This is a genomic window from Pseudoalteromonas sp. P1-13-1a, assembly GCF_001401875.1.
In the GTDB taxonomy this organism is placed as follows: Bacteria; Pseudomonadota; Gammaproteobacteria; order Enterobacterales; family Alteromonadaceae; genus Pseudoalteromonas.
This window is the reverse complement of sequence record NZ_LKDV01000051.1, coordinates 1-13791: the sequence shown is the minus strand read 5'-3', so window position 1 is coordinate 13791 and position 13791 is coordinate 1. Positions and strand designations below refer to the sequence as shown.

The following is a 13791-nucleotide window of genomic DNA, read 5'->3' as shown; positions in this document are numbered from 1 at the left end:
CCATTAAAAAAACATTAAGAGTACTTTGCTATGTGGCTCACTACCTCTGTGGGCACCACGACATCACAAGGCTCCAAATACGAGAAAGCTTTTACAGCAATGTGATGGGTTTTTACGTCTGAAGGAAAGTAATATTCGCATTTTCTTCTCTAAAGCGGAGCGTCTCTTAAGCGCAGCGCCTCTTTGTGAACAGTGTTTTAGTTATCCAACACATTAAGCGATGATAGGCAGCATCTGTTAGTGGCTCTCCACTGCTGTCGGCTCCTCGATATCGCCAGGCTCCAAATACGAGAAAGCCGCTTCAGAAATGAAGCGGCTTTTTTATGTATGCATAATAATGAAATGCGCCCACAATACACCCCTATCTAAACCAAGGGATAGAGTAATAATCAGATACTTATTTCGCAGGGACTTAGGAGGTCTTTTACCATTAGTAAAACAAGCTAAAGATAAATCGTAAGTGTTTTAGGATAATTAAGCCTGAGCGTAATTAGATTTATTGCCGAGCCAGCGATGAATTAAGGGGTTTATAAGGTCGGGATTTTGCTTTAGCATTTGCTGTGCAATAGGTCTTACTTGATTAAGAGTGTGTTTGTCGCGAGTAAGGTCCGCTATTTTAAATTCGGCTAAGCCAGTTTGTTTAGTGCCGAGTACTTCGCCTGGGCCACGTATTTCGAGATCGCGCTCTGCGATGACAAAGCCATCATTACTGTCCCTTAATACACCTAAACGCTTTTGAGCAGTATGAGATAAAGGGGCGTGATACAACAGTACGCAATGGGAAGCGGTGGCCCCTCGTCCTACGCGTCCGCGTAATTGGTGTAATTGTGCTAATCCTAAGCGTTCAGGGTTTTCTATGATAATTAAACTGGCATTAGGTACGTCTACACCGACTTCTATTACAGTTGTTGCAACAAGTACGTGAATATTGCCAGCTTTGAACTCGCTCATAATGGCTTGTTTCTCAGTGGCTTTCATGCGGCCATGGACAAGTCCTACATTAAGTTCTGGCAAGGCCTCTTTTAATTGTAATGCGCTATCTTCTGCTGCTTGGCATTGTAGGACTTCTGATTCGTCAATGAGAGTACACACCCAATAAACCTGCCTACCTTGTTCATTGCAGGCAAGCTTAACACGGTTTATTATATCGTCTCGGCGCGTATCAGGAATGGCCACAGTGGTAATTGGCGTTCTACCGGGAGGGAGCTCATCTATCACGGAGGTTTCTAAATCGGCATAGGCCGTCATAGCCAATGTACGCGGAATGGGGGTTGCAGTCATGACTAACTGATGAGGGTAACAATTACCAAACTTTCCTTTTTCTCGGAGTGAGAGGCGTTGATGAACACCAAAGCGGTGTTGTTCATCTATGATAACCAATACTAAATTATTGAACTTTACCTCGTCTTGAAATAGGGCATGCGTTCCCACTATCATTTGTGCTTCCCCTGAGGCTATTTTTTCAAGTGTACTAGTACGCTCCTTGCCTTTAGTTTTTCCACCAAGCCATGCAACGTTAATTCCTAAGCTTTCAAACCATTGCTTGAAATTTATCCCGTGTTGCTCGGAGAGAATTTCTGTGGGTGCCATTAGTGCAGCTTGGAAACCTTGTGCTATTGCTGTTAATGCACTTAATGCTGCAACCAGTGTTTTACCTGAGCCTACATCACCTTGTACTAATCGCATCATGGGGTAGGGGTGCTGTAAATCCCCTTTAATTTCGGCTACTACTCTATTCTGTGCTTTGGTCGGCGCAAAAGGGAGTTGCGCTAAAAATTGACTTTCTAATGTATTTGTAGGGCTTAGGGTAACTGCACTTACTTGCTGCCCTTGCTCGCGTACTTTTAACAAGCTTAAGTTTTGTGCAAGTAGCTCTTCAAACACTAAGCGTTGCTGCGCTGGATGAGTCCCTTGCTCAAGTGAAGTTACATCTACGTCATTAGGTGGACGATGAAGTAACAGTAAAGCATCACGCAATTGCATATGTGAAGGTTGCCATTTTTCAGGAATAAGTTCTTCTACTGAGTACTTGTGCAGTAAGTTTATTGCTTGCTCGCTTAAGCCCCTAATCGATAATTGCTTTAGCCCTTCGGTTGTTGAATAAACCGGTGTGAGAGTTGTTGCTGTTGGCTGTTCATTGGGTGTATCGCTTATACTGTATTCTGGGTGGCTCATTTCAAGCCCAACGCGCCCGCGTCTAATCTCACCAAAACAGCGAATTATTTTCCCACTGATAAACGCATTTTTTTGCGCAGCAGTAAAATTAAAAAATCGTAAAGTAAGCCTAGCTGTACCATCGTTTATTTGCACAACTAACATGCGACGTTTGCCAAAGGTCACTTGGCTTGTTTCTATTGTTGCCTCAACGGTGCAGTGGCTGTGTAAAGTAACATCGTTAATAGCATAGATACGGGTACGATCTTCATAGCGTAAAGGCAAATGAAAGAGCATATCTTGCACGGTAGCTATACCTAGCTTTTGTAGGCGCTCGGCCATTTTTGGACCGACCCCTTTAAGTTCTGTAATAGGGTACTGGCTTAAGCTAGGTTTAGGCAATGTGGGCTCAAATCTGTTTATTTGTGAATAAGTTAAGTGTACTCACAGGTTTGCTAAGCATCAAGCATGTTTTAAAGCGTGCCAAAATTGCTCGTTAGCGACTATTTCGCCTTCTTCATCAAGTGGTGGGTAAGGTAGGTTTTTTAATCTACATTGTTTTGCAATTACTGGGTGATAGCCTTCAAAATACATAGGGTGTTTAACCTCTTCACTTAGCATATCGCGCTTATATAGCCCTGCCTTTTCTCGTTGATGTTGTGCTTCAAATAAAATAAGTGCAGCCGCTACCGATACATTTAGGGATTGCACCATACCTTGCATAGGTATAATAATATTTTGATCTGCGTGCTTTAATGCTTGCTCAGAAATGCCCGTTTTTTCTTGGCCTACAATTATAGCCGTGGGTTTTGTGTAATCTATTTCTCTAAAATCTACTGCATCTTCGCTCAAGTGTGTTGCTAATATTTGTACATCTGGGTTGTGCATTCGCATCATTGTGGCAGCATCATCAATATTTTTATGAAGGTGTGTTTCTAGCCAGTTTTTACTGCCGCCAGAGGTATTATTGGTCAGCCATTTTTGGTTTTCTGGCCATACCGCGTGTACATGATGACAACCTACTGCATCAGCACTTCTTACAATAGCTGACAGATTATGATGTTTGTGTACGTCTTCTAGACAGACCGTTAAGTCTGTTTGGCGACGAGATAGTACGTCTTTTATTCGTTGGTAGCGATTTTGCTGCATGGTGATCCTCTTTTTTGATAATTATACGTAATTTTATCTATTAAGGCATTACTGTGCGGCTAATTGGATTTTGCAATGAAATAAGGGTTTCGGTTGATTGAATTGCTTCTATCGCTTGTATTTTATTAATCAATACATCTTGTAAGTGGTCTATAGATTTAGCCATAACTTTGATAAAAATGCTGTAGTTACCCGTGGTGTAATACGCTTCAACTACTTCTTCTAGTGCTTCTAGTTTAATTAGTGTTTCTGGGTAGTCGCGTGCATTATTTAAGTTAATACCAATAAAGCAACATACATCGTAACCAAGTTGCTTTGTACTAATGCTTAATTGGGTGCCGGTGATAATACCTGCTTGTTTCATTTTCTCCACACGCACGTGAATTGTGCCGGCACTTACAGCAAACCGTTTGGCTAATTCAGCGTAGGCTGTGCGGGCGTTGGCCATTAGAGCGTGAAGTATCTGTTTATCGAGATTATCGATTTGATAATTTTCCATTATTTTTGCTTACTTAAATTAGTGAATCTTCATTTTCATACCGTTTAAATTAATCGATTTTGCATATTAAAGCTATTTTTATTATTGGTTATTGAATTAAAAGTTTAAATCGTTACAGTAACTTCATTAAAGGCGCCCGCAGGGTGTTTTTTCATTAATAAGCAAGTAACAATAACTGGGAATGAGGCCATTTATTATGAGTTCACACTATGTGCAGCAACAGCAGCAAATAAGTAAAGTTAAGCAGTTTTTTTCACAGCAATTAGAGCAGCAACTCGGATTAGTTGAAGTTCAGGCTCCTATTTTGGCCAAAGTAGGTGATGGCACACAAGATAACTTGAGTGGTCACGAAAATGCAGTTGCTGTTAACGTAAAAGCAATTACCGATAGCAGCTATGAAGTTGTTCATTCGCTTGCTAAATGGAAACGTAAAACGCTCGCTACTTACGGCTTTTCTGTAGGTGAAGGTATTTATACGCAAATGAAAGCGTTGCGCCCAGATGAAGACTCATTAAGCCCAATACACTCTGTTTATGTTGATCAATGGGACTGGGAGAAGGTAATTTGCCAACGTACTGAGCGTACGCTTTCTACGTTACAAGAGACAGTTAAAGCCATTTACACTGGCATTAAGCAAACAGAGCAGTTTGTAAGTGAAAGCTTTGGTATTGCGCCATTTTTACCCAGTGAAATTACCTTTATTCACAGTGAGCAGTTGCGCAAAATGTACCCCGACTTTAGCGCAAAGCAACGCGAAAAAGCCATTGCACAAGAGTACGGTGCGGTATTTTTAATTGGTATTGGTGGTGCGTTAGCTGATGGCAAAATCCATGATGTACGCGCTCCAGATTACGATGATTGGTCTACCCAAACGGTTGACGGATACACAGGATTAAATGGCGATATTTTAGTGTGGAACCCCGTGTTAGAAGATGCCTTTGAAATATCATCTATGGGTATTCGTGTAAGCCCTGATGTATTAAAAGCTCAATTGAGCATAACAGGCGATGAAGAACGTCTCGCTTTTGATTGGCATAAAGCGTTATTAGAAGAGGCATTTCCACAAACAATTGGCGGCGGCATAGGGCAATCGCGCTTAGCAATGTTATTACTGCAAAAGCAGCATATTGGACAAGTGCAAGTAGGTGTATGGCCAAAGCAAACGTACGATACGGTAAGTGACTTACTGTAAATTATAAAGGGCGCTAAATGCGCCCTAATGTGTTTTAAAGTTTATTTCTACTTTATTGTTTTGTAAGTTTATATTGCAAGGCGGGTAGTTGCGGGTAGTTTTTAATACTTTATCAAAAATATGGATCTCTACCCCTGAGTGTAATGATGTATTAACAACAAGGTTTGCATCGCTAAGTAGGTCGTGTAGTTCATGATCTAGGCTAGATAACTTTTTTTCTAGCTGCTCTGCTTGTTGGCAGTAATGCTGCTGTGTTGCGCCAATTTTTTTAATGAGCAGATTTTTCTTTTCTATATCTTTTACTTTATCTGCTTTTTCTAGTGCTGCTTGAAGAGTATCAAGCTGCTCATCTGTTTTTGCTAAGTCTTTAAAGCAGTTATCTGTGTCGGCCGTTATTTCAGCACCTGACGCGGCTAAATTAATTGCCATTTTAGCACCTGATTCATTACCTATTTCGCCAGCTATTAATACAGTTGCATCGAGAATCTCTCCACCAAAAATTTTCCCTTTGGGTAACTCTGTTTGGCCAACTTGTAATAAGTGTTTTGCTTTAATAGTACAATGGCTGGCTTGGCGGTCTATAAAAATGTTTTTGCCTTGTATATAGCAATATTGTGCATGAGAAACATGAACATCTCCGTCACTTTTTATAGTGCACGTTAGTGTTTTATCTTCGAGTTTTTGATGGCCAATAATGCCTTGTTTTACAGTGATGTTTCCGCCGGCCGATAATTCGCCAGATTCAACTGTGCCAAAAACCGTAATGTCGCCTTTAGCCGTTACGCGCATACCTGGGTCAATGTTTTTAGTCACAATAACACTGCCTTCAAAATCAATATGACCGCTCTTAACATCCACATCAGAAATGGTAAAAATATCATCAACTCGCATACCGTTAGGTATTTCTACCGGAACACCCGCCGTTGTAGAAACAAGCTCAAGCGGATTTGTTTTTGATATTTCGGCGCCTTCGCCTGCTACTAACTTTTTATTTTCGCCAGGTTTAGCGGGTAGTATGTCACCTACTACAGTGAACCCTTCTTTACCGGGGGTAGCAGGTTGTTGGCGAATCAGAACAGTACCAGGCTCTACGCTCGCAAGCTTACCAAAGTCGCGCATATCTACACTGCCATCTTCCATCATTTTAGGTGTTTTTAGGCGATCTTTGAGGGTTTCTACCATAGCGACAAATTTTGTTGCAGTGCCCTCAGCTGGCAAACGGCCCTTGGCTAGAATCCCTTTTGCTACGGTTCCAGGGGGTAAGTTAAATTGTTTATCTAAAAGCTGCTCTAAAAAAGCTTGTTTGTAGCCACGTACAACCCCTGCTTTTATGAGTTGTTTTTTACCCTCTTCTAACGAAAGTACCTTACCACCATAGGCTAAAGTAAGCTCGCCTATGGCTTGCATTTTATCTTCACTTAACGTTACCACAAGCGATGCATCGTGTTTACTTGCTACAACCAAGGTTGGCTCATTATTTTGCGCTTTAAAAAAATTATCAATAGCCTCGTGGTCAATTTTGCATTCGCAAAACGTCGACTTCTCAAGTGCATCAATTATAAAAGCGGCGCTAGGTGGAGCGTGTTTACTTACATCAAGTAATACGTTCCCATTATTGGCAAGCTTAAACACTAGTTAATCCTTTTCTACTACTAAAGTTAAGATTGATTTTATTGCATGATTACAGAGTGCTAGATATTTTCATGTGAGTCAAGAAAGGGAGATAAACAAAGCTGAGCTGAAGAAAATAGAGCTATAAAGGGGGTTTATAGCTCTGTATTTGTTAGTTAGTTGAAGGAAGTTCCATAATGCCATCAATTTCAACTTGTGCGCCTTTTGGAAGCGCACGTACACCTAGTGCTGCACGTGCAGGATAAGGCTGCTTGAAATATTGGCTCATTACTTCATTCACAGTGGCAAAGTTAGATAAGTCTGTTAGGTAGATATTAATTTTAACAAGATCTTGGATTTTGCCGCCTGCTTCTTCGCACACCGCTGTAATGTTTTTAAATACTTGATGTGTTTGTTCGCTAAAGTCTTCTGAAACCATTTCCATTGTTTCTGGGACAAGTGGAATTTGTCCAGATAAATAAACGGCAGTACCTACTTTAACCGCTTGGCTATAAGTGCCGATAGCAGCAGGTGCTTTTTCGGTAGAAATAAATGCTTTATTCATGAGTTTCCTATTTTACTTTTTACGATAGACTCTTTGCACATCAGGCATCACGCGAATGCGGCGCATAATATTAGCAACATGGACGCGGTTTTTAACGGTAACGCCCAAGTCTATCACATATAAATTACTTTCTTTTTCGTCGGTCGTGATCTCAACAATGTTGGCTTGGGTTGTAGCAACAACATTTGTGAGTTTAGCCAAAGCCCCTTGGTGGTTAATTATTTCCACTCGTAGCGCAGCTATATATTCTTTTTCTGGATTGTCATCCCATTTTACAACTAGGTATTTTGAGCGTTCGTTTTCCCAGCCGCGAATATTTTTACATTCTTGGCGATGAACCGTAAGCCCTTTACCTTGGCTAATATGCGCAGTGATGGCATCCCCAGGTACAGGTCGGCAACACTTAGAATAATTAACCAACATGCCTTCGGTACCAATAATGGTTGCTTTGGCTTGTTTGCTAATATCTGACAAGTCGTCGCTTTCTTCTTGTAATAAGCGTTTAGCGATTAATACGCTCATTAAGTTACCTGCGCCTATTTCTACCAGTAATTCTAATACTGTAGATAGTTCGTGCTCTTCGAGTACGCGGGCTATGTTTTCATCGGCGATGCTGTCGAGCTTATTTTCACCCAAGGCAGAATCGAGTAAGCGGCGGCCTAATAACAATGCTTCTTCTTGGTGTTGGCTCTTAAGGTAGTTTCTTATCCCTAAACGGGCTTTACCTGTAACTATAAAGTTTAACCATGTTGCATTAGGGTGTGCTCCCGAGCTGGTTATAATTTCCACACTTTGCCCAGTATCTAAGGCTTTGCTTAGCGGGTAAGGTTTACGGTTTACTCTTGCCCCTACACAAGTATTACCTACATCAGTATGCACTGCGTAAGCAAAATCAACCGCGGTAGCGCCCATTGGTAGCTCTACAATGCGGCCATCGGGGGTAAATACGTATATTTCTTCTGGGAATAGCTCAGTTTTAACGTTCTCGACAAATTCGAATGATGAGCCGGCACTTTGTTGAAGCTCTAGCAAGCTTTGCATCCATTGGCGAGCACGTTGCTGCGCGGTATTACCTGCACCATCACCGGCTTTTTTATACATCCAGTGCGCAGCAACCCCTTTATCGGCCATATGATCCATATCGTGGGTACGTACTTGGATCTCTACCGGAATACCGTGTGGGCCCACTAATGAGGTATGCAAAGACTGATAACCATTTGTTTTAGGTACGGCAATATAATCTTTAAAGCGCGTTTCGATAGGTTTATACAGGTTATGTGCAACACCTAACACGCGATAGCAGGTATCCATTGCATCTACGTTTATTCTAAAGGCGTAAATATCCATTACCTCATTAAAAAGCAGCTCTTTATTCAGCATTTTTTTATAAATGCTATAAAGGTGTTTTTCGCGCCCAGAAACCGTAGCTTTAATTCCCGATTCTTCAAGGCGTGCTTCTATTTCGGTTTGAATGTTAGAAATAACTTCTTTGCGATTGCCTCGCGCTTTTGCCACTTCAGATTTAAGTGCGCGATGGCGCATAGGGTATAAAGCCTGAAAACCTAAATCTTCTAGCTCATTTTTAATATCGTGAATACCTAAACGGTTTGCAATAGGTGCGTAAATTTCAAGTGTTTCACGGGCAATACGACGGCGCTTATCAGGGCGCAGAGCCCCTAATGTACGCATATTGTGAGTACGATCGGCCAGTTTAATTAAAATAACCCGAATGTCTTGGGTCATAGCCATGATCATCTTTCGGTAGTTTTCAGCTTGGAATTCTTTTTTGTCTTTAAAGCTGAGCTTATCGAGCTTACTTACTCCTTCAACAAGTTCGGCAACCGTATCACCAAATATTTCGGCTAAGTCTTGCTGGCTAAAGTCGGTATCTTCAATAACGTCATGCATTAACGCGGCCATAAGTGTTTCATGGTCAAGGTGCATGCCAGCAAGAATTTGGGTTACTTCAACAGGGTGAGTAATGTACGGCTCGCCGCTTGAGCGAGTTTGCCCCTCGTGAGCCTCTCGGGCTACCACGTAGGCTTTTTGCACTAGCTCTACTTCAGCAGCAGGCAAGTATTCAGATATTTTCTTTTTAAGACCTTCAAAAAGATACATTCACACTCCAATGTTCTTGTGAAGCAATAAGTAACGGTAAGTAATAGAATATACGATGAAAAGAGGGGATTGCCAACGGCTAGAGTAGAAATACTGAGCCGTTGACTAAATCAAACCGGGTGGTTGATTATTGATTACCGCCAACAATAGCAGCAACCGCAGCTAATTCAGCTGCTTCTTGGTGTTGTTGTTCTTCACGGTCAATAACGTCCATTGATGAACTGTCAACTAAACCTTTTTCGATTTCACGCAGAGCGATAACGGTTGGTTTGTCATTTTCAGCGTCTACTAGTGGGTCTTTACCACCAACAGCAATTTGGCGGGCACGACGAGCCGCAACTAAAATTAAGTCAAAACGATTACCAATTGCATCTACTGCATCTTCAACTGTTACGCGAGCCATCTCAGCACTCCAAAATAATTTAAAAGCAAAGGCGTAGTTTACTGCAAGCAGCTTGTTTCGCCAATAGCCAGTGGTTAATTTTTACCAGTTTTCCCTGTAAAGGGCATAAATGGCTTATTTAAGTAAGTTTGTAATTAAATCGTGATGACGACTAGCTTGGGCTTTTAGCGTTAAGCGCTGCGCTAACACGATCGTTTCAATATTGCTAAGGGCGGTTTCAAAATCATCGTTAACCACAACATAATCATATTCATTGTAGTGCGATGTTTCTGATTGCGCTTTGGCCATACGCCCTGCGATGACTTCGGCAGAATCTTGGCCTCGGTTATTTAAGCGCTGTTCAAGCTCTGCTTTAGAAGGGGGCAATATAAAAATTGTTTGTACGCTTGGCATAATTTCGCGCACTTGCTGCGCACCTTGCCAGTCAATATCTAAAAATACATCAATACCTGCATTTAACTGCGACTCAATAGCCTGCTTTGAAGTACCGTAGTAATTATCAAATACTTGCGCCCATTCAAAAAAATCATCTTTGGCAATTAATGATTTAAATTCATCCGCACTTACAAAGTGATAATGCACCGCATTTTCTTCACCGGGACGAGGGCTTCGAGTGGTATGCGATACCGATACTTTCATATCTGCATGTTTTTTTAATAACGCCGTGATTAAGCTAGATTTACCCGCGCCAGAAGGCGCCGATAGAATAAATAAGTTTCCGCGAGTTTGAGCCATGTTTTTCTCTACTTAAAATAAACAGGCTTGGACTAAATCAATAATCCAAGCCTTTAATTACGCTATTGTACTTTATTTAGCTAATTGTGCTCAAGTAAGTAGCACACAAGTACGATTACTCTATATTTTGAATTTGCTCTCTCATCTGCTCAATAAGCACTTTTAGCTCCACGGCCGCATTAGTAATATCACTATTAATAGACTTAGAGGCTAGGGTGTTTGCTTCGCGGTTAAACTCTTGCATCATAAAATCTAAACGGCGGCCACATGCACCACCTTTATTAAGAATTTTTTTAGTTTCTTTAACGTGCGATTTTAAGCGGTCTAGTTCTTCGGCAACATCTTGCTTTTGCGCTAGGTAAATAAGTTCTTGCTCTAGACGAGATTCGTCAATATCAGTTTTTAAGTCTTCAAGCTTTTGATTAAGCTTTTCACGCTGCCACTTTGCTATTTCTGGTAAGTGACTTTCTACTACGGTAACTTGCTCAAGTATGGCATTAAGGCGAGTGGCAATCATTTCTTCTAAATTTGCGCCTTCATCGCTACGGGCTGATTTAAAATCTTCAACTACTTGGTCAAAGCCCGCTATAAGTGCTTTATTTACAGTATCTAAATCGAGCTCTTGTGCTTCCATTACGCCAGGCCAGCGCAGTATATCAACAGGGTTAATATCACCATTGCTTTGTTGCTGCACCCATTTAGCACTATTTATTAGTTGCTCAGCAAGTGACTCATTAATTGATAGCTCACCCACGTGAGCAGGGTTTGCAACAAACTTTAAAAATACTTCAACTTTGCCGCGTTGCAAATTTTTACGTAAACGCTCACGAATTACCGGCTCCATACCACGAAATTGCTCTGGTGCGCGAATAAACGTTTCAAGGTAGCGCTGGTTTACTGAACGAATTTCCCAGGTGCCAGTGCCCCAATCGCCTTTAATTTCGCGACGCGCATAAGCAGTCATACTGTGGATCATGGATAAGTTCCTAAAATTTATTAATACAATATTGCGATGATTATACCGTAACACTGCTTAACCTCTAGAGAAAATTTATTACGCTGAATATTTTACAATCAGCATGGCATCTACCCGCACATGCACTTATAATGTCGCAAATTCAGAATTAAGGGGATCGTCAATGCGTCCAAGCGAAAGAACACCTAACCAAATTAGACCGGTATCATTTACCCGTAATTACACATTACACGCAGAAGGCTCAGTACTTGTTGAGTTTGGTAATACCAAAGTACTTTGTACTGCAACGGTTGAAGCAGGTGTGCCACGTTTTATGAAAGGTCAAGGTAAAGGTTGGATCAACGCTGAATATGGTATGTTACCGCGCTCAACACATACGCGTAATGCACGTGAAGCTTCGCGTGGTAAGCAAGGCGGTCGTACAATGGAAATTCAACGTTTAATCGCTCGTGCATTAAGAGCTGCAGTAGATTTAAAAGCGCTTGGCGAAAACACCATTACAATTGACTGTGACGTAATTCAAGCCGACGGCGGAACACGTACAGCTTCTATAAGCGGTGCCTGTGTTGCTTTAGTTGATGCACTTACCCACATGCGCGCTAAAGGGATGATCAACTCAAACCCACTTAAGCACATGATTGCTGCTATTTCGGTAGGTATTTATAAAGGCCAGCCAATTACTGATTTAGAATACCTTGAAGATTCTGAAGCCGAAACCGATATGAATGTAATTTTAACTGAAACAGGCAAAATTATTGAAGTGCAGGGTACCGCAGAGGGTGAACCATTCTCGTTCGACGAATTAGATGAGCTACTTACATTAGCTAAGCATTCGATTCGTGAAATCATCGACGTACAAAAACAAGCGTTAGCATAAGCGAGTACCCCAATGAAAGATTATCAAAAAGAGTTTATTGAATTTGCTTTAGAAAAGCAGGTTTTAAAATTTGGTGAATTTACCCTTAAATCAGGTCGTACAAGCCCATACTTTTTTAATGCTGGCCTTTTTAATACAGGACGTGATTTAGCACGTTTGGGTCGTTTTTATGCATCAGCCCTTGAAGACGCCGCAATAGAATACGACGTTTTATTTGGCCCAGCTTATAAAGGTATTCCTATTGCAACCACTACCGCAGTAGCGCTGGCAGATCACCATGATAAAGATGTACCTTATTGCTTTAACCGCAAAGAGAAAAAAGCACATGGTGAGGGTGGTACATTAGTAGGCTCTGCATTAACGGGCAAAATTATGCTGGTGGATGATGTGATCACCGCAGGTACTGCGATTCGTGAATCAATGGAAATCATTGCCGATAACGGCGCAGACCTAAGTGGTGTACTAATAGCACTCGATCGCCAAGAAAAAGGTAAAGCTGAGCTTTCAGCTATTCAAGAAGTTGAGCGCGACTTTAATACCAAAGTGATCTCTATTGTAAAATTAGCTGATCTTATTAGCTACCTTGAGAGCCAAGGTACAATGGACGAGCATTTAGCATCAGTTAAAGCATACCGAGATCAATACGGTATTGCTTAATTAAAAAAGCCTCGCAATTGCGGGGCTTTATTTTGACCACAAATCATAGAGCTAATAATGAAAGATGTATTTAAACCTAATGGCCTTGGTATAAAGCGCATATTTAAAGCGACCTATTGTTCGTACCTTGGTTTTAAAGCGGCCTTTATAGAAGAAGCGGCTTTTAGGCAAGAGTTGCTACTTAGCATTATTTTGCTACCCATTTCTTTTTGGCTAGCTACATCGGTATTACATTGGGCTTTGTTAGTAAGTACATTACTGATCATATTGATTGTAGAGCTACTTAATTCAGCAATAGAAGCGCTCACTGATCGCGTTAGCACTGAGCGCCATGTATTATCGGGGCGTGCAAAAGATATGGGATCTGCAGCGGTAACACTCTCATTAATGATCCTTACGATCGTGTGGGGCGCTAGTTTGTATTTAAAGTTATTTTAGTAAACCTACCGTATAAACCAATTAATACAGCTTAAATGTTAATAAATTGCTAGTTATGTTGTGTTTTTAGCGTATTTAGCTCAAATACGCAGCGAACAGTCATTTATTTCAAGTTTTCTTAAAAAAAGGGTTGATCTGTTTTTGGATCTCCCTATAATGCGACCCCACTGAGACGGCAGAGCGCAACGCATAGCGATGAACGAGCTAATCAGTGAGTCGAGTAAAACTTCGTTTTAAAAACTTTAAAGTTTAACAAAATTAAGTGTTGACAAAAAAATAGGAAAGCGTAACATGCGCAGCCCTAGCGAGATAAAGCAATAGGCTTTAATCGCAACGTTCTTTAACAATATAAAGCAATCATCTGTGTGGGCACTCGTACAGATTGAGTTCTAACAGCCAAGCTACTTCGGTAGTGAG

Annotated in this window: 13 protein-coding genes; 4 read left to right on the top strand and 9 right to left on the bottom strand. The window is 41.2% G+C overall.

The window, feature by feature from the left end; all coding sequences use genetic code 11:
- Positions 1–474: 474 nt before the first annotated feature.
- The 3 genes from recG to asnC are packed head-to-tail and all read right to left on the bottom strand — an operon-like array spanning position 475 to position 3802.
- A complete protein-coding gene (recG, locus tag AN391_RS19185; protein ID WP_055016868.1) occupies positions 475–2556 on the bottom strand; it encodes an ATP-dependent DNA helicase RecG in 2082 nt (693 codons plus the stop codon).
- A 60-nt stretch (positions 2557–2616) separates the two neighbouring features.
- The gene (trmH, locus tag AN391_RS19180; RefSeq protein WP_055016867.1) at positions 2617–3303 is read right to left on the bottom strand and encodes a tRNA (guanosine(18)-2'-O)-methyltransferase TrmH; all 687 of its coding nucleotides are present in this window, start codon (positions 3301–3303) and stop codon (positions 2617–2619) included.
- A 40-nt stretch (positions 3304–3343) separates the two neighbouring features.
- Positions 3344–3802 (bottom strand): transcriptional regulator AsnC, encoded by a 459-nt coding sequence (asnC, locus tag AN391_RS19175; RefSeq protein WP_004588258.1) that lies wholly within the window; start codon positions 3800–3802, stop codon positions 3344–3346.
- A 196-nt stretch (positions 3803–3998) separates the two neighbouring features.
- On the opposite strand from asnC, the gene asnA reads away from it, so the two are divergent.
- Positions 3999–4994, top strand: a complete 996-nt coding sequence (asnA, locus tag AN391_RS19170) for an aspartate--ammonia ligase (RefSeq protein WP_055016866.1) — start codon at positions 3999–4001, stop codon at positions 4992–4994.
- Between the two features lie 24 nt (positions 4995–5018).
- Here the strand turns inward: asnA and AN391_RS19165 are convergent, their stop codons facing one another.
- The 6 genes from AN391_RS19165 to AN391_RS19140 form a co-directional block, all read right to left on the bottom strand.
- The gene (locus tag AN391_RS19165) at positions 5019–6626 is read right to left on the bottom strand and encodes a DUF342 domain-containing protein (RefSeq protein ID WP_055016865.1); all 1608 of its coding nucleotides are present in this window, start codon (positions 6624–6626) and stop codon (positions 5019–5021) included.
- A 151-nt stretch (positions 6627–6777) separates the two neighbouring features.
- Positions 6778–7170, bottom strand: coding sequence for a RidA family protein (locus tag AN391_RS19160; protein WP_004588255.1), 393 nt, complete (start codon positions 7168–7170; stop codon positions 6778–6780).
- Positions 7171–7182: 12 nt separating this feature from the next.
- Positions 7183–9288: a bifunctional GTP diphosphokinase/guanosine-3',5'-bis pyrophosphate 3'-pyrophosphohydrolase gene (spoT, locus tag AN391_RS19155; RefSeq protein ID WP_004588254.1), complete on the bottom strand. Its 2106-nt coding sequence runs from the start codon at positions 9286–9288 to the stop codon at positions 7183–7185.
- Between the two features lie 127 nt (positions 9289–9415).
- Positions 9416–9691 (bottom strand): DNA-directed RNA polymerase subunit omega, encoded by a 276-nt coding sequence (gene rpoZ / locus AN391_RS19150; RefSeq protein WP_004588253.1) that lies wholly within the window; start codon positions 9689–9691, stop codon positions 9416–9418.
- A gap of 114 nt (positions 9692–9805) precedes the next feature.
- Entirely contained in the window at positions 9806–10426 is a 621-nt protein-coding gene (gmk, locus tag AN391_RS19145) for a guanylate kinase (protein ID WP_055016864.1), read from the bottom strand.
- Between the two features lie 115 nt (positions 10427–10541).
- Entirely contained in the window at positions 10542–11402 is an 861-nt protein-coding gene (locus AN391_RS19140; RefSeq protein ID WP_055016863.1) for a YicC/YloC family endoribonuclease, read from the bottom strand.
- 163 nt (positions 11403–11565) lie between these two features.
- Here AN391_RS19140 and rph point away from each other — a divergent pair, with 163 nt between their 5' ends.
- Genes rph through AN391_RS19125 form a run of 3 tightly spaced genes read left to right on the top strand, consistent with a single transcriptional unit; the run spans position 11566 to position 13374 of the window.
- Positions 11566–12279 (top strand): ribonuclease PH, encoded by a 714-nt coding sequence (gene rph, locus AN391_RS19135; protein ID WP_055016862.1) that lies wholly within the window; start codon positions 11566–11568, stop codon positions 12277–12279.
- Positions 12280–12291: 12 nt separating this feature from the next.
- Positions 12292–12936, top strand: a complete 645-nt coding sequence (gene pyrE / locus AN391_RS19130; RefSeq protein WP_004588247.1) for an orotate phosphoribosyltransferase — start codon at positions 12292–12294, stop codon at positions 12934–12936.
- A 57-nt stretch (positions 12937–12993) separates the two neighbouring features.
- On the top strand, positions 12994–13374 hold the full coding sequence (locus tag AN391_RS19125; protein WP_055016861.1) for a diacylglycerol kinase: 381 nt from the start codon (positions 12994–12996) through the stop codon (positions 13372–13374).
- Positions 13375–13791: the final 417 nt, after the last annotated feature.